The sequence below is a fragment of the Luteithermobacter gelatinilyticus genome, assembly GCF_005849285.1.
GTDB lineage: Bacteria > Pseudomonadota > Alphaproteobacteria > Sphingomonadales > Emcibacteraceae > Luteithermobacter > Luteithermobacter gelatinilyticus.
Genome location: NZ_CP040517.1, coordinates 1,435,725 through 1,452,249, shown reverse-complemented (window position 1 = coordinate 1,452,249; position 16,525 = coordinate 1,435,725). Strand labels below are relative to the sequence as shown.

Here is a 16,525-nt window from a genome sequence, read left to right as displayed (position 1 = left end):
TGAAGGTGCCCCATCAACCATTAAATCCGTATACCCCTTTTTCCAAAGCCCGGGCATAGGCAGCGTCCACATCATCCACATATACATAAAGTATTGCCGGGAAAAGCGGAACATCCTCCCGCGTATCAGCCATCATGATCATGCTGTTGCCGATTCTGACTTCTGCATTCATCACCTTATCGGAATATTCCGGATGTGGGGTCAGACTTTTGACCTCTGCATCGAACACATATTGCAGGAAGGCAATCACATCCCGCACATTTTCATTAATCAGATAAGGGGTAATGGTGTGAAAACCTTCCGGAATATTTTGGGCGGCTTGGTGGGACATTCCTCTTCTCCCAGATGATAAAATTGAAGTCTAACATTTCCGCGCCAAAGCGCAAAGCGAGACGGTCTCTTCGACACTCTTGGCAATATCCCCCGGAACAGCTATGACTTGGGGATCACGGGAAAGAACAAGAATGGACTGGTGAGCATGGACTGGCGGGACGACGGCATTATTCTGAGTTTGCGCAAACATGGCGAATTCGACGCCATTATTGACGTGCTGACCCGGTGTCACGGTCGGCATGGCGGACTGGTCAAGGGGGGCATGAGCCGACGCCTGCGCGGAATCTTGCAGCCCGGCAACGAGGTAGAAGTTCACTGGCGCGGCCGCCTGGAAAGCCATCTGGGAACTTTTCAGGTAGAATTGCGGCAAACCCGTTCGGCCGCGTTTCTTTACGCGCCTGCAAAGCTCGCCGTGCTGAATGCGGTCACGGCGGTCCTGTCCACCTGCCTGCCTGAACGGGAACAACATAGACCCCTGCTGGACAGCCTGATTGCTCTGCTGGATATGGTGGATCAAGGTGACGAAGACGTTCTTCACTGGGGACCGCTGCTGATCCGTTGGGAACTGGGGGTACTCAGTGAGCTGGGATTCGGGCTGGATCTGAGCTGCTGCGCCGCCACCGGTGTGACAGAAGACCTGATCTATGTCTCCCCCCGCTCGGGCCGGGCTGTTTCCGCCACTGCGGGAAAGCCTTATCATGACAAACTGCTGCCCCTGCCCGCCTTTCTTGTGGGCAATGGCCAAAACGTTACGATCGAAGATGTGCGCGACGGGCTCAACCTCACGGAATTTTTTCTGGAAAGATACATGTTTGGTCCACATGGCAGAAAAATCCCGCATTCCCGGCGGCGGCTCATGGATTATGTGGCCTGAAGCGCACGGATTTTTGTTTATTTTCTGAGCATCTGTTAGTATACCGACTGCAGGAATTCAGGGTATATCAGGAAAGTCTTATGGTCAAAAAAGTCACACGCCCCGAACGCAGCGAACTTCTCATGCCGGCCGGCGATTTGCAACGCCTGAAAATGGCCGTTCTATATGGTGCCGATGCCGTCTATCTCGGCACGCCGGACATGTCCCTGCGCACCAAATCGGGATTTACCCTGGACGATGTGGTCGAAGGCATCAAATTCGCCCATGCCCATGGCAAACGTGTCTATCTTACGCTTAACCTGTTTTCCCATAACAAGGACGTGCCCAAGCTGGAACAATATGTAGATACGGTGAAAAAAGTCCAACCCGACGGGGTGATTGTCGCCGATCCGGGCGTATTCCAGTATGTCAAGGAGCGCGCACCGGAACTGGAACTTCATGTGTCCACACAGGCCAATGTCTGTAGCTGGCTGAGCGTAAAATTCTGGCAGGAACAGGGCGCCTCTCTTGTTGTGCTGGCCCGCGAAGTCTCATATGCGGAATTGGTTGAAATCCGGGAGAAATGCCCGGACATCAAACTGGAAGCCTTTGTGCATGGGGCCATGTGCATGACCTATTCCGGGCGCTGCCTGCTCAGCAATTTCATGAGCGAACGCGGTGCCAACCAGGGCAATTGCGCCAACAGCTGCCGCTGGAACTACAAGGTCCACATGCGCCTGAAAGACGGCACCGTCAAGGAACTGGAGCTTAATGAACATACCATTGAGTTGTTTGAATTCCTGTTGGAGGAAGGAGCACGTGAGGGGGAACTGCTGCCGATCGAAGAAGATGAACGCGGGTCCTACATCCTGAACTCCAAGGATCTGAACCTGATGCCGAAGCTGGACGATTATCTGCGTATTGGCGTAGACAGTCTTAAGGTGGAAGGCCGTAACAAAAGCCAGTATTATGTGGCGCTGGTCGCGCGAGCTTACCGGATGGCCATTGACGACTGGTATGAAGACCCGGACAACTGGTCCCCGGAGCCCTATTTTGCCGAACTGGAGACAGTACAGAACCGGGGTTATACCCTCGCTTTCCATAATGGGCGGCTGACCAATTATGCCCATAATTATGAGAACACCGCCTCGCTTGCGGAATGGGAATTCGCCGGCCTGATTGACCGGGTGGAGGACGACAGTTTTGTCATGGAGGTCAAAAACCGCATCGAAGCCGGGGATGTTCTGGAACTGGTCAGTCCCACTCGCCGCGAAACCATTTTCCTGCGGATCTATGAATTTATCGACGCCAAGACCGGCAAAGTGAGTGATGTGGTTAACGCGGGCATGAAACCTATGATCCGGCTTCCGTTCAACTGGTTTGACCAGGAAGACCCCGAAGTTTTAAGAAATGACGTCCCGCCCATGACCATCATCCGCAAAGAACGGGCCCTGACCCGGGAGCAATGGGACCGCCTGAAACTGGACCGGGAAGCCACCAAACTGGAACAGGGTGCGGGCACCGAAAGCCAGTACCGCAAGAAACTTGACCGGCTCAAGGAAAGCACAGACCTGCGGAATATGGAGCGACGCTTTAAAACGCCGCGGTTAGGGGTTGAAGGGTGTTGCGGACGGGGGTGCAATGGCTGCCTGATTTTCTGGCAGGACCCGGCTTACGCCAAAGCCCGCGAGATTATGGCGACCAAAAAACAGGGGGAGATGCTGAAGAAAAACGCCCGGGGCCGCGCCATAGACACTTTGTGCGAAACCGGATAACCCTTATCAGCTATTTTTTTTCAACAGCTCCGCAACATCTTGTGGCGTGCTGAAATTTTCTTGCTATAGTCTGCCTATGACGACACGACCAGAAATTCAAGACACCATCATTGACGCGCCACTTGGCGATACGCTGGGGGAGCGTTATTTATCTTATGCCTTATCCACCATTATGTCCCGTTCGCTGCCGGATGTGCGTGACGGCCTGAAACCGGTTCACCGGCGGCTTTTGTATGCCATGCGGCTGCTGAAACTGAATCCGGAAACGGGTTTTAAGAAATGCGCCCGCGTGGTGGGGGATGTGATCGGTAAATATCACCCGCACGGAGACCAGGCGGTTTATGACGCCATGGTGCGCCTGGCGCAGGAATTTGCGGTACGTTACCCACTGGTGGATGGTCAGGGCAATTTCGGCAATATTGACGGCGATAATGCTGCCGCCATGCGCTATACCGAAGCGCGCCTGACCGAAGTTGCCATCGCGCTCATGGAAGGGCTTGACGAAGATACGGTCGATTTCCGCGAAACCTATGATGGCGAAGACCAGGAACCGGTGGTGATGCCGGCCAACTTCCCTAATCTTCTGGCCAATGGGGCCTCGGGGATCGCCGTGGGCATGGCCACCAGCATCCCACCTCATAATGCCTCAGAATTGTGTGATGCGCTTCTGTATTTGATCAAACACCCCAATGCGAGCATTGAACAGCTGGTCAACCGCCTGCCGGGACCGGACTTTCCCACCGGCGGGGTGATTGTCGAACCTCATGACAGCATTGTCCAGGCCTATGCCACCGGACGCGGTGGCTTCCGCCTACGCGCCAGGTGGGAAGTGGAGGATACCGGACGCGGCCAGTATCGTATCGTGGTGACGGAAATCCCCTATCAGGTGCAGAAATCAAAACTGATCGAAAAAATCGCCGATCTGATTTATGAAAAGAAACTGCCCATACTGGCCGATGTACGGGACGAAAGTTCCGATGATATCCGTATTGTGCTTGAACCGAAAAGCCGCACGGTAGAAGCGGAAGTTCTGATGGAAAGCCTGTTCCGGCTGACCGATTTGGAAATCCGTTTCCCGCTCAATATGAATGTGATTGACAAGGGCACCCTTCCCCGCGTCATGTCCCTGCGTGAAGTCTTGCAGGCGTTTCTCGATCACCGGCTGGACGTGCTGCTGCGCGGCTCACGTCATCGGCTCGGTAAGATCAACCATCGTCTTGAGATTCTTGAGGGGTATTTGATTGCTTATCTCAATCTGGATGAAGTCATTCGCATTATCCGGGAAGAGGATAACCCCAAACAGGAGCTCATCAAAACCTTTGAACTCAGTGACGTACAGGCGGAAGCCATTCTGAACATGCGTCTGCGCTCGCTGCGCAAGCTGGAGGAAATGGAAATCCGTCGCGAACATGCAGAACTGGAAGCGGAAAAAGCCGACCTCGAAGATCTTCTGAAAAATGAAGAAAAACAATGGCAGGTTATTGCCGACGGCATTCGCGGCATCAAGGCCCGTTTTGGCGTAAAAACCGAGCTGGGCCGCCGCCGGTCCAGCTTTGCCGAGGCCCCGAAAGCGGAAGTCATCCCCATTGAAGCCATGATTGAAAAGGAACCGATCACCGTCATCTGTTCCGAAAAAGGCTGGATCCGCGCCATGAAAGGCCATGTAGCCATAGATGACAACATCAAATACAAGGAAGGGGATAAGGGAAAATTTGCCTTCCATGCCTATACGACCGACAAGATTCTGCTGTTTGCCTCCAATGGACGTTTTTACACCCTCGGTGCGGATAAACTGCCGGGCGGACGGGGACATGGCGAGCCGGTGCGATTGATGATGGACTTGGGAAATGACGAGGAAATCGTCTCCTTGTTACCTTATAGGCCGGGCAGCAAGCTGATTATCGCGACCCATATGGGACGCGGGTTTATGACCGACGCCGACAATGTGGTGGCGGCCACCCGCAACGGGAAGCAAATCCTGAACACCGAGGACGGGAAAAACAAACCCCACAGCGTGATCCAGGTTGAAGAAGATCAGGATATGGTGGCCATTGTCGGGCGCAACCGCAAACTGCTGATTTTCCCGCTAGAAGACATGCCGGTCATGAATCGGGGCCGCGGAGCCATTCTGCAGAAATACCGGGAAGCAACACTCAGTGACATTATCTGCTTCCGCCGGGAAGACGGTCTGAGCTGGCCCATGAAGGGCGGCAAGACACGAACCGAAACGGACCTGACCCCCTGGACCGGGAAACGCGGTCAGGTCGGGCGTATGCCGCCGCACGGTTTCCCGCAAAACAACCGCTTCAAATAAATCATCCGGGGAGTTGCGAGATGATCAGAATCCTGCCGATCCGCCCCCTTGACAAGGGCGCGCTGGTGCATCTTCTCGCCCCCTCCCCGGCATTGAAAAATGTCTATCTGGATTTTATCCGGAAAAACGCAACCTATCATTACCCTTGGATTATTCATACCGAAACGTCGCGTCATTATGAAGATTATCTGGAGCGGATTCGGGAGGGCCGGGTTTTGGGTTTTTTCCTGTTCAGCAATGACACCAATGAGCTGGTGGGGGTAATCAATCTCAATAATATCCTGATGGGGGCCGTGCGCTCCGCCAGTCTCGGCTATTACGGGGCGGCGCAGGTCGCCGGCAAGGGATATATGCGCGAAGGGTTGAAACTGGTGCTCAAATTTGCGGTCAACAAAGCCGGCCTGCACCGGATCGAAGCCAACATCCAGCCGGGCAACAGCCGTTCCATTGCCCTGGTCAAAAGCCTGGGCTTCCGCAAGGAAGGCTTCTCGCCGGAATATCTGCACATCAATGGCCAATGGCGCGACCATGAAAGATGGGCTATTCTGGAAAGTGAGGTGGCGAAACTTTAAATTTCCAAAAACTTCCTGACCCGCCGCCCTGAACCTGACGCCAAAACTTCTCCCCCTAGGCAGGGCGTAGCGATATGATATGATCCAGCAAAACCACATTAACAAGAGGATGTTGCATGTCGTCTTATCCGCTCATTCCGCCAACCACCAATTTCCGACAAATCGAAGAACAAGGCCCGCAGGTGATGGTCCGCGGCCAGGGCGTCTATCAATGGGACGACAAGGGCAAACAATATCTCGAAGGCATGGCCGGGCTGTGGTGCACGGCGCTGGGATACGGCAATGAGGAAGTAGCCGAGGTGGCCGCTGAGACCATCCGAGAGCTGGGTTTTGCCCATATGTTTTCCGGCAAAAGCCATGAGGCGGGCATAAAGCTCGGCGAAAAACTGCGCGAAATGCTGCCGGTCCCCGAGGCGCGGCTGTTTTTTGGCTCCTCTGGTTCCGATGCCAACGATACCCAGGTCAAGCTGATGCGGTATTATTTCAACGCCATCGGCAAACCGGAAAAGAAAAAAATCATCAGCCGCCGCCTCGCCTATCACGGCGTGACGCTGGCCGCCGGAAGCCTCACGGGTATTCCCGTCAATCATGCGCTGTTTGACCTGCCGCTAGAGGGCTTTCTGCATACCGACTGCCCGCATTATTACCGCTTTGGCGAACCGGGTGAAAGCGAGGCGGGCTTCACCGACCGGCTGATGCACAATCTTGAAGAACTCATTCTACGGGAAGGCCCCGACACCATTGCCGCCATGATCGCCGAACCGATCATGGGCGCGGGCGGGGTAATCCTGCCGCCGCAAGGTTATTTTACAAAGCTGCAGGCGCTGCTGAAAAAATATGACATTTTCCTGATTGATGACGAGGTCATCTGCGGGTTTGGGCGCACAGGCCAGGCGTTTGGCGCGGATACTTTCAACATCACCCCCACAACCATGAGTTTTGCCAAGGCGCTGACTAGTGCCTATCTGCCGCTCAGCGCCGTCGCCTTCCCTGAGGAAATGTATCAGGCCATGATCGACGCCTGCGATGAGGTGGGCGTGTTTGGTCACGGCTTTACCTATTCCGCACATCCGGTCTGCGCCGCCGTGGCGCTGAAGGTGCTGGAAATTTACGAGCGCGACGATATTTTTGCCCGGGCCGCCCGGACCGGTCGCTACCTGCAGAACAAACTGGAAAAATTCCGGTCTCACGAACTGGTGGGCGATGTGCGCGGCGTGGGGCTGATTGCTGCGCTGGAACTTAAGGTGGAGAAATCAGGGCCGAAAGTGATTTCTGAGTGCCTGAAAAACGGGCTGATCCTGCGCAATCTGGGCGATGTGATCGCCATCTGCCCTCCCTTGATCATCAGTGAAGCGGAAATTGACGAACTTCTGCACAAGCTGGAGAAAAGCCTGGACGCGGTGCTCGGATAGGATAGCTTAGAGAAAATCCTCCCGGATTTTGCGTTTGAAAATCTTACCGCTGTCTTCACGCGCCAGATGGTCATAAAAGCGAAACTGACGGGGCACTTTGTAATCCGCAAGATGTTCCCGCACCAGGTTTTGTAACTCTGACAATGGAATTTCCCCGTCGCTTTCAATGGCCGCGACAATTTCTTCGCCATATTCCGGGTGGGGAATGCCAAACACGGCGCAGTCACGAACCAGGGGATGGCGGGACAGCACATCTTCGATTTCCACCGGAAAGATATTCACGCCGCCGGAAATGATCATGTCCTTGCGCCGGTCACAGATGTAAAGATACCCCGCCTCGTCCAGATACCCCATATCGCCATTGGTGACAAACCCGTCGCGGCTGATGGTGGTTTTCAGGTCGTCTTTTTGATAATAGGTGAAGGTATCGGAAGCGATATTTTTCACATAAATATCGCCGATTTCCCCGGCTGGCAACAAAGCGCCGGTCTCGTCATAAATGCGGATTTCAGTGCCGGGGCGGGCGCGGCCGACCGATCCCGGCCGGTCCAGCCATTCGGCGCTGCTGATGGTCGCCATCAGGCCACATTCCGTTGCCCCGTAATATTCGTTGATCACCGGTCCCCACCAGTCAATCATCTGGCGCTTGACATCAAGCGGACAGGGCGCCGCCCCATGGGTGACATGCTCCAGGGAACTCAGGTCATATTTATCCCTGACCGCCTGTGGCAATTGCAGAAGACGCACAAACATGGTCGGCACCATATGCAGATGAGTGATTTTGTAGCGCTCAATGACCTGTAAGAGTTCCTCTGCATCGAAACGCTCCATTAACACCACATCATTGCCAAGTTTGAGCGCACAACTGGTATAGCCGTTAGTTGCGCTGTGATATAGAGGCCCACACATGACCACCTTCTTGCCGGGTTCGAGGCCAAAGGCAGCTGCCAGCTCTCGAAGCAATTGCTCCGCCCGGGCCGGATCGTCGATATAGCGCAAGACTCCCTTGGGCGTTCCCGTAGTTCCGGACGTGTAAATCAGGCTCTTCCATATTCCCGCAGGGTCTCCGGCCCAGGGATCAAAACTGTCACGCCAGTCATGCCAGTTTTCCAGCCCTTCCGGGATGCGGCTTTCCTCTTCAGAAAGACGATACTGCGCGCAAATTGCGGCGGGCGTTTCGGCGCATAATATGCGAATTTCCGGTGGCAAAGACGCCTTCACACGGCGGTACAGGTCCGCATGAACAACCAGCATCTTCGCCCCGCAATCCCGCACGATAGCGGCAACCTCCTCACCTTTTAAATGCCAGTTGAGGGAGGCGGCATACACCCCAAGGAAAGAAGACCCGAACATTGCTTCCAGATACGGGGCATCATTACGCATCATAATGGCGATACGATCACCAGCCACAAGCCCGGCATCATGCAGGCCCGTCGCCACCTGTGCCGCATGATAATGCAACCGGGACACCGGCAGCTCCGTCCCACAATAATACAATTTAGGATCCATTATCGCCTCCATTTATATCTAATAGATATAATAAAAGATTTTTCCGCCTCCTACAATCGGACAATAAAATTCAGACCTCAGCACTCCCGGTTTTGTCCCCATTTTACGACAGGGCCAAACACTTCTGCTTGCCTCGTTTTTCTCTGGTGATGCCAATTTTTCCTTGTCCAAGGCCATATAAACTTGTCCAAGACCATATAAAAAAGCCGGAGCTGTCCCCGGCTTTTTCATCGGACAAACGTCCTTTATGCTGTGACATCCATACCACTTACTCCATGGCGTCCAGACGCTTGAGAGCGGCTTTGGTCTTGGCGATTTTCTCTTCCCCTTCGGCCAACGCCTGCCGGCTTTCCATAACCACCTTTTCCGGGGCCTTGGCGAGAAAAGCTTCATTGCCGAGCCGTCCGCGCAAACCGGCCATCTCCTTTTCCAGCTTAGCCAGATTTTTTTCGAGCCGTTTTTTCTCTTCCGAAATATCAATAACATCAGCCACCGGCAGGAAAACACTCACTTCGCCAAGCACCACCTGAATAGCGCCTTTCGGAGCTTCCCCCTCATGTAGTGCAATGCTTTCCAGGCGCGCCAGACGCATGATCACCTCCCGATGATTTTCCAGCGCTGTCTTTGAACGCGCATCAGCCCCGCTCAACAACATCTGAATTTTTGCTCCTGCCGGCACATTCATTTCCGCCCGTGCCGTGCGAATTTCCGAAATCAGCGAAATGGCCCAGTTCATTTCCGCTCCGGCCTCCGCATCAATGAGGTGGTCATCCTTATGCGGCCACTGGGCCAGAATGAGCGGTGTCTCGCGCTGATCACTGAGCGCCTGCCACAATTCTTCGGTAATGAACGGCATAAACGGATGCAACAACACCAGAATCCGATCAATGACCCAGGCGGCCGTCTGACGGCATTCTTTGGCGGCCGCTTCATCATCCCCCTGGAACAGAGGTTTGATCAACTCGATATACCAATCACAGAAGGTGCCCCAGGTGAAATGGTAAATGGCACCCGCCGCCTCGTTATAGCGGAATGCTTCCAGCGAACTGGTGACCTTGTCCACCGTTTTCATCACTTCGCCGATGATCCATTTATTGACCGCCAGTTTGGCCGAGGCCGGATCAAAAGCGCCCAGCCCGAAACAGTCATTCATTTCACAGAACCGCGCCGCATTCCATAGCTTGGTACCGAAATTACGATACCCTTCGACCCGTTTTTCGGACATTTTGATGTCCCGGCCCTGGGCCTCCATGGCGGCGAGGGTAAACCGCAACGCATCCGCGCCGTATTTGTCCGCAAGTTCCAGCGGGTCAATCACATTGCCCTTGCTTTTGGACATCTTGGCGCCAAATTCGTCCCGCACTAGGGCATGGACATAGACGGTATGGAACGGCACGTCTTTCATGAAATGCAGGCCATCCATCATCATGCGCGCGACCCAGAAAAAGATAATGTCAAATCCGGTCACTAGCACATCGGTCTTGTAATGACGTTTGAGGAAGGGATCATTTTCATCGGGCCAGCCCAGCGTGCCGAACGGCCAGAGCGCTGAGGAAAACCAGGTATCCAGCACATCCGGATCACGAACAAGCTCCACATCCCGCCCATAATGATCATGGGCAGCCTTGCGGGCTTCTTCTTCGCTCATGGCGACAAAGGTTTCGCCGTCCGGCCCATACCAGGCCGGAATCTGGTGGCCCCACCACAGCTGCCGGGAAATACACCAGGGTTCAATGTTGCGCATCCATTCAAAATAGGTTTTTTCCCATTGCTTGGGCACAAATTTGGTACGGCCGTCTTCAACGGCGGCAATGGCTTCCCTAGCCAGTTCCGCCGCGTTCACATACCACTGATCCGTGAGCCAGGGCTCAATGACCACGCCGGAACGGTCTCCATAGGGAACCATGTGAACCGTGTCTTCCACTTTTTCCAGAAGCCCCAACGCCTCCATGTCCGCCACGACGCGTTTGCGGGCCTCATAGCGGTCCAGCCCCCGGTATTTTTCCGGTACATTGTCATTGGTCCGCGCCTCGTCATCAAAAATATTGATGTTTTCCAGATTGTGGCGTTTGCCCACCATATGGTCGTCAAAATCGTGGGCCGGAGTAATCTTCACCGCCCCGGAGCCTTTTTCCGGATCGGCGTGTTCGTCCGCCACCACAATCAGCTTGCGCCCCACCAGAGGCAGGGTCAGGGTCTTGCCGATCAGGTCCTGATACCGTTCATCGTCGGGATGGACCGCCACGGCCACATCGCCCAGCATGGTTTCGGGCCGAGTGGTGGCCACAACAACATAACGGCCTTCCTCCCCGTCAACCGGATATTTGAAGTGCCAGTAATGGCCATTGACTTCCCGCTGTTCCACTTCCAGATCAGAAATGGCGGTTTTCAGTTTGGGATCCCAGTTAACAAGGCGTTTGTCCTTGTAAATCAGGCCGGCATTATACAGTTCCACAAATACCTTAAGTACAGCCTCATGGAACCCTTCATCCATGGTAAAGCGCTGACGGCTCCAATCACAGGACTGTCCCAAGCGACGCATCTGGTTAAAGATCATGCCGCCGGATTGTTCCTTCCACTGCCACACCCGTTCGATAAATTTTTCCCGCCCCAGGTCACGACGGGAAATTCCTTCTTCATCCAGTTGCCGTTCCACCACCATCTGGGTGGCAATCCCCGCATGATCCATACCAGGTTGCCATAAAACATCCTTGCCGCGCAATCGTTCAAAGCGGATCAGAATATCCTGAAGCGTATGATTAAGCGCATGGCCGATATGCAGACTGCCCGTCACATTGGGCGGCGGCAGGACAATGGTGAAAGGTTCCGCCTCGGGGCGCTGCCCGCCTTTGAATGCCCCGCTTTTTTCCCAGGCATCGTAAATTCTTTTTTCCGCCGTTGAAAAATCAAAAGTTTTTTCCAGCATCTAAAACTCTTTCTTTTGCGTCCTGTCCAGGGGCCAGAATGCGCCCCAAAAGGCATAAGTCAAAAAAAGAGAAGAGCCCGGCGGCCCTTCCTGTTTCATTTTGCGCCAAGATAGACGCCCATCCGTGAAAAATCCAGCGTTTTGCCCAGAATTTTATCCAGAATCTTGTCCAGAATTTTATCCGGAATTATGTCCCAAAACTTACGGTTTTTTGGTCCGGGCCAGACGAGCGATTTCCTTGGCGACCATGCGCTCCACAATGGGCGGCAGATTTTCATCCAACCAGCTTTTCAGCATTGGCTTGAGCAATTCACGCACCAGGTCTTCCAGCGTATTACCGGAGCCTTCATATCCTGAGGTCAACAGAGCTGAAAGCCGTTGAAATTGCCCCATGGCCTCAGCAGAAGGCCCTTCGGACATCAAAATATCCTTGCCTTCGGCCGGATCAACGTCATCTATGTCCATTCCCGCCAGAGCAGGCTCAGGTTCCGGTTCCGGTTCAGGCTCGGGGTCCGGCTCGGGTTCTGGTTCATCGTCGATTTCCAGTTCGATATCCTCCCCTTCCTCCTCAACCATATCCGTCAGCTCAAGAATTTCTTCTTCGGGCTCGGGTTCGGGTTCCGGTTCCGGTTCAGGGTCCGGCTCGGGTTCCGGTTCAGGGGCAGATGAGGCCTCCTCTACAGGCTTCTTTTCCTCCCTTTCCTCTTCATCTTCGGAAATGATCCGGCGAATCGAGGCGAGGATCTCCTCCATACTTGGTTCTTCTTGGCCGTCCGTTTCGCTCATGCTTTATGTCTCGCTCGATGATATTCGTCAGGTCAGTGGAGCTTGCCCGGCTCCTCGCTGTCGAAATGATCCCCTTATGATCCAATGTAATGCAGTTCTCGCTTAACTGTACACCTTTATTGAATTATGAGCCATTATCAAGGTTTTTAGATCATGGTGCAAACTTAAAGGCGCACCCCTATAAACGCAATGCAGGTCCGCATTTTGCAGAATGGAAACCGACAGAATGCTGACCTTTTGATCACAATTCCTCCTTGTCTTTAAACAAAAAACACTTCCCGGTCAAATTCATGACTGGCGGAAAGTGTTTTTCAAAGCCTCTTTTTGCGGATCGGCATATTCTGAAACGACAGGATTACTCTTCGTCGTCAACGCCCCATCCATAAATCTTGCCATCCACGCGTTCTGTGTGTTTTCGGGAATCGTAATACGGCACCTCCAGTTCAAGGTCGCGGGCCGTCAGTTTTCCAATGGCCCGTAACAATGTGTAGGCGGCAACGACCTGGTCCCTCATGGCACGAACATGCTGCACCCGGGAATCCAGAAGTTCCTGTTCGGCATCCAGAACATCCAAGGTTGTCCGGGAGCCGACTTCCGCTTCCTGACGCACCCCGTCCAATGCAATTTCATTGGCTTCGACCTGATCCGCCGTGGACTGAATTCGTGCGGTTGCTTCCCGATACCCTTCCCAGGCATTCTGAACCGTCTCCTGAATCTGGCGTTCCGCAGCGACAACCTCCAGGCGCCGCTGGTTTTCAATCTGCTTGGCCTGGCGAATCCTGGAAGACTGGGCCCCGCTCTGATACAGCGGCACTGTCATGCGCGCGACCACTTCCGCCGTTGAAGAGGAGGTGACAATAGTGCTGGAATCCCATGATTTACTGTAACTGGCCTCCAGGTCGAGCCGAGGACTTAGGCCTCCGAACTGACTTTTTACATTGTAGCGGGCAGCCTCTTCGGTAAATTTTGCTGCCGCCAGTATTGGATTGTTGCGCAGAGCAATCTCCAGCGCCGCTTCTTCCGAGGCCGGCAGGGATGGCAGGGCGCTCACTTCGTCAAGAGTTGCCGGAGACATGCCGACAATCCGGGCAAAGGCCGCCCGGCTGGCCGTAAGCGCCGCTTCTGCCTGAAACTTCTCGGTTATAGCCCGGGATAAACGCGCCCGGGACTGGGCCACGTCCGTCCGGGTGATTTCCCCGACCCGAAAGCGGTCTTCACTGGCTTCGAGCTGACGCTGAAGCACCAAAACGTTATTCTTGGTCAGAGCCAGAACGGCTTCGTCCCGTTTGACATCCATATAGGCCGTCACCGCTTCCAAAAGAACCTGCTGTTCCGTCTCAGTAAGCTGCGAGCGGGCGGCTTCCACCTGCTTGCGGGCCTGTTTGGTATTGTTCACGGTCTGAAAACCGGTGAAAAGGGGCTGCTGCAGGGTGATACTGGCGCTTTTGGGATACAGGGTGCCACTACGGAAAATTTGGCTTTCACTTGTGGTGTCCTGATAACTCACCGAACCGTTGGCGGTGATTGACGGCAGCCATCCGGATCTTGCCTGTGCAATATTTTCATCCGTTGCACGCACTGCCGCCTGTTGCGCTTTCAGCGTCGGGTTACTGACATAGGCGGTTTCCAGAATTTCCTTCAAGGACTCTGAATATGCCAAAGACGTCAGGCTGGCTGTTGCCAGAAGACAGACGGAAATGCCGCATAACGTTTTTTTCATTTTACATCCCCGAAACAGGACGATTTTCCGCCCCGCCAATTTATATCCAGATCAATAACGATCCACTCAAATCAACTCATTCAAAACCAATGCACTGGTCATACACCAGTTTTATTGACAAAAGGTTTCGGCAAGAAAAACATCCCTGCCCCTTCCGCTTCAGAATACAAATCCCGGATCCTTGGCAAAGGCTTCCAGCTTTGGAACCGCGGCGTCAAACAACACCCGCTTGCCCGGAATTTTTTCCTTATACGTTAGAATGCAGGCTTTTCCGACGCCATTTTCATTCAAGACACAAATAACCCGGCCATCATCCGTGAGCTGTTCCAGAATATTTTGCGGAACTTCATCCACCATGCCGTTGATAAAAATCACATCAAAAGGCCCCTGTGCCGCAAGCCCTTCTTTGAGAGGGCCATTCACCACCGCCACATTATCACAAGCTTCCTCTGAAAGTAGTTCAGTGGCCTGTGCCGCAAGCTTTTCATTTTCTTCAAGGGCGACAACGGCCTCTGCAAGACGCCCCAAAACGGCAGAGGAATACCCCGTGCCACAAGCAATATCCAGAACGAGGTCAGTCGGTCTTACATGCGCCGCCTCAACAAGACGGGCAAAAACCATTGGTTCCATCAAATACCGGCCTTCCCCGACTGGAATGTCTTCATCCAGATACGCCACCCCTGCCAGCGAACGGGGCACAAATTTTTCACGGTTAACGGAAGCAATGGCATCTATGACTTTCTGGTCGGTGATCTGATTAGGGCGCAATTGCCCTTCGATCATGTTGGTTCTGGCCTGGACTGAGTGTGTCATCGAACAATGTCCTAAATGTTATCCCGAAAATGTTGCTGCATATATATAGGGTCCGGGTCGGCTTGACAACATTGTCTCGATCAAAGGAGGGAACTTAACGACAAAACGCCTTTGCTCTTTTCCATCTTTACGCTTTTCAACTCTCGCCGGGCTGAAAAATTACGAACGTCAGATGACAACATTAAGACTTGAAAAAAAGAAATGAGGGTGTAAAAAGATGCAACGCCATTTCGGAGGGCTCTTTCGTAAGGGAATGATCTCCTTATTGTAGATACAAAAATAAATACGAAATGTTCTCCCGGAATCAGGAACTCTTCCTTTTTTGCAAGGAAGGCTAAGGTGCGGTGGCGGAGAGGCTACGCAGCGGATTGCAAATCCGTGTACACCGGTTCGAATCCGGTCCGCACCTCCATAACTTTCTCTTAATATCAATAGGTTATTCGATTATTCAGGGTGTGCCATTTGGCGCATTGTTCAGGGCTCGGGAAACACTGTCCCATGAGTATTCCCACCAGATTTTTTGTATCTGACGAGAGCCGTTGTTTGCTGCGACCCGTTATTCCGCCAGAGCCAGCTGATGAAAGTCCCCTGTTTCGGACTCATTTGCCCTATCGTCGGGATCATATGTCCTGATCTGCTGTTCAGGGTTCAGATTATTTTTATCCAGCTTATTTTTATAATGGCTTTTAATGATCCGGTATTTGCCGCCCTCATCCGCCTGCAGATCCAGATACACATTGTATCCCGCCGAGGGCCTTTCCCACCAGATCATTTTCCAGTCCGTGTGAGCACGGGCGTAATTAATGATCAGCTTCAATGCCCGTAACGGAAATTTGAGAGCCCCTTTGAACAACGCCCTTTTATCGGAATCAACTTGCACTACAGTGAAAAAGATATAAGGGACTCCCTGAGCCATTTGCAGCGCATTGACAGGTCGGTCATACACCCGCACAATGCCAATCTTTTCTTCCAGCCATTCAATATGAACGTGGCTGGAATTCACCGGTGATAAATCCATAAATATAACCCACCATATTCTTTTCGCGCTCAGCGTAACAGTTCTCACTCCAAGCTTAAAATCGTCACTCTGAACACGATGATTTTGCCCGAAATGTTAAAGTTTTTTGCCAAATAACCTTCATTAACCTTAACAGTGCCTAAATGCTATCCAGTGGCTGACAAACCTGTCAACGCCCTTATCCGAAGATAGGTTGATATACAGTTATCGGCGGTTTCAATTTGCAACATTTACAGATGCTTAAGTCCGTCTGTTTTTTTTCCCTGCCCACGGAAGACCAGCGAGCAAAATGTCTCATTTGTGCCACAATCCAGGAATCACCCGGAATGAGGCAGACAACAGCGCGCCCAGTGGGGCGAATCCCTTTGGGAGTATACGTGATTGTTTAACACGATTTCAGGCAAATTCCCTGTGCGGATATCAGCGAAATAATTTTTGCAATTTTTTGAATTTTTTTATTGGCAGATGTTTTTTCTCTTTGTATAAGGTGCGCG

The 16,525-nt window shown here is 53.0% G+C and carries 13 protein-coding genes and 1 tRNA gene; 6 read left to right on the top strand and 8 right to left on the bottom strand.

The window, feature by feature from the left end:
- Positions 1-13: 13 nt before the first annotated feature.
- A complete protein-coding gene (locus tag FE788_RS06510; protein ID WP_138379872.1) occupies positions 14-331 on the bottom strand; it encodes a VOC family protein in 318 nt (105 codons plus the stop codon).
- A gap of 147 nt (positions 332-478) precedes the next feature.
- Here FE788_RS06510 and recO point away from each other — a divergent pair, with 147 nt between their 5' ends.
- The 5 genes from recO (at position 479) to FE788_RS06485 (ending at position 7,259) form a co-directional block, all read left to right on the top strand.
- Positions 479-1,207 (top strand): DNA repair protein RecO, encoded by a 729-nt coding sequence (gene recO, locus FE788_RS06505; protein WP_138381317.1) that lies wholly within the window; start codon positions 479-481, stop codon positions 1,205-1,207.
- Between the two features lie 80 nt (positions 1,208-1,287).
- Positions 1,288-2,961, top strand: a complete 1,674-nt coding sequence (locus tag FE788_RS06500; RefSeq protein ID WP_138379871.1) for a U32 family peptidase C-terminal domain-containing protein — start codon at positions 1,288-1,290, stop codon at positions 2,959-2,961.
- Between the two features lie 76 nt (positions 2,962-3,037).
- Positions 3,038-5,275, top strand: a complete 2,238-nt coding sequence (gene parC / locus FE788_RS06495; RefSeq protein WP_138379870.1) for a DNA topoisomerase IV subunit A — start codon at positions 3,038-3,040, stop codon at positions 5,273-5,275.
- 20 nt (positions 5,276-5,295) lie between these two features.
- On the top strand, positions 5,296-5,847 hold the full coding sequence (locus FE788_RS06490) for a GNAT family N-acetyltransferase (protein WP_138379869.1): 552 nt from the start codon (positions 5,296-5,298) through the stop codon (positions 5,845-5,847).
- 116 nt (positions 5,848-5,963) lie between these two features.
- A complete protein-coding gene (locus FE788_RS06485) occupies positions 5,964-7,259 on the top strand; it encodes an aminotransferase (RefSeq protein ID WP_138379868.1) in 1,296 nt (431 codons plus the stop codon).
- A gap of 6 nt (positions 7,260-7,265) precedes the next feature.
- On the opposite strand, the gene FE788_RS06480 is transcribed toward FE788_RS06485, so the two are convergent.
- The 6 genes from FE788_RS06480 to FE788_RS06460 all read right to left on the bottom strand — a co-directional run bounded on the left by FE788_RS06480 (position 7,266) and on the right by FE788_RS06460 (position 15,013).
- Positions 7,266-8,768: an AMP-binding protein gene (locus tag FE788_RS06480; RefSeq protein WP_168190304.1), complete on the bottom strand. Its 1,503-nt coding sequence runs from the start codon at positions 8,766-8,768 to the stop codon at positions 7,266-7,268.
- Positions 8,769-8,786: 18 nt separating this feature from the next.
- A complete protein-coding gene (locus tag FE788_RS14200; RefSeq protein ID WP_210414177.1) occupies positions 8,787-8,999 on the bottom strand; it encodes a hypothetical protein in 213 nt (70 codons plus the stop codon).
- 37 nt (positions 9,000-9,036) lie between these two features.
- Positions 9,037-11,694 (bottom strand): valine--tRNA ligase, encoded by a 2,658-nt coding sequence (locus FE788_RS06475; RefSeq protein WP_138379866.1) that lies wholly within the window; start codon positions 11,692-11,694, stop codon positions 9,037-9,039.
- A 201-nt stretch (positions 11,695-11,895) separates the two neighbouring features.
- Positions 11,896-12,480, bottom strand: a complete 585-nt coding sequence (locus tag FE788_RS06470) for a DUF2497 domain-containing protein (RefSeq protein WP_210414176.1) — start codon at positions 12,478-12,480, stop codon at positions 11,896-11,898.
- A gap of 355 nt (positions 12,481-12,835) precedes the next feature.
- Positions 12,836-14,200 carry a TolC family outer membrane protein gene (locus tag FE788_RS06465; RefSeq protein WP_138379865.1) on the bottom strand — a complete coding sequence of 455 codons (1,365 nt, stop codon included), beginning with the start codon at positions 14,198-14,200 and terminating at the stop codon, positions 12,836-12,838.
- Positions 14,201-14,359: 159 nt separating this feature from the next.
- Positions 14,360-15,013, bottom strand: coding sequence for a protein-L-isoaspartate O-methyltransferase family protein (locus FE788_RS06460; RefSeq protein ID WP_138379864.1), 654 nt, complete (start codon positions 15,011-15,013; stop codon positions 14,360-14,362).
- A gap of 338 nt (positions 15,014-15,351) precedes the next feature.
- On the opposite strand from FE788_RS06460, the gene FE788_RS06455 reads away from it, so the two are divergent.
- Positions 15,352-15,425 (top strand) — tRNA-Cys (locus FE788_RS06455).
- Positions 15,426-15,569: 144 nt separating this feature from the next.
- Here FE788_RS06455 and FE788_RS06450 read toward each other — a convergent pair.
- Positions 15,570-16,031, bottom strand: a complete 462-nt coding sequence (locus FE788_RS06450) for a hypothetical protein (protein WP_138379863.1) — start codon at positions 16,029-16,031, stop codon at positions 15,570-15,572.
- Positions 16,032-16,525: the final 494 nt, after the last annotated feature.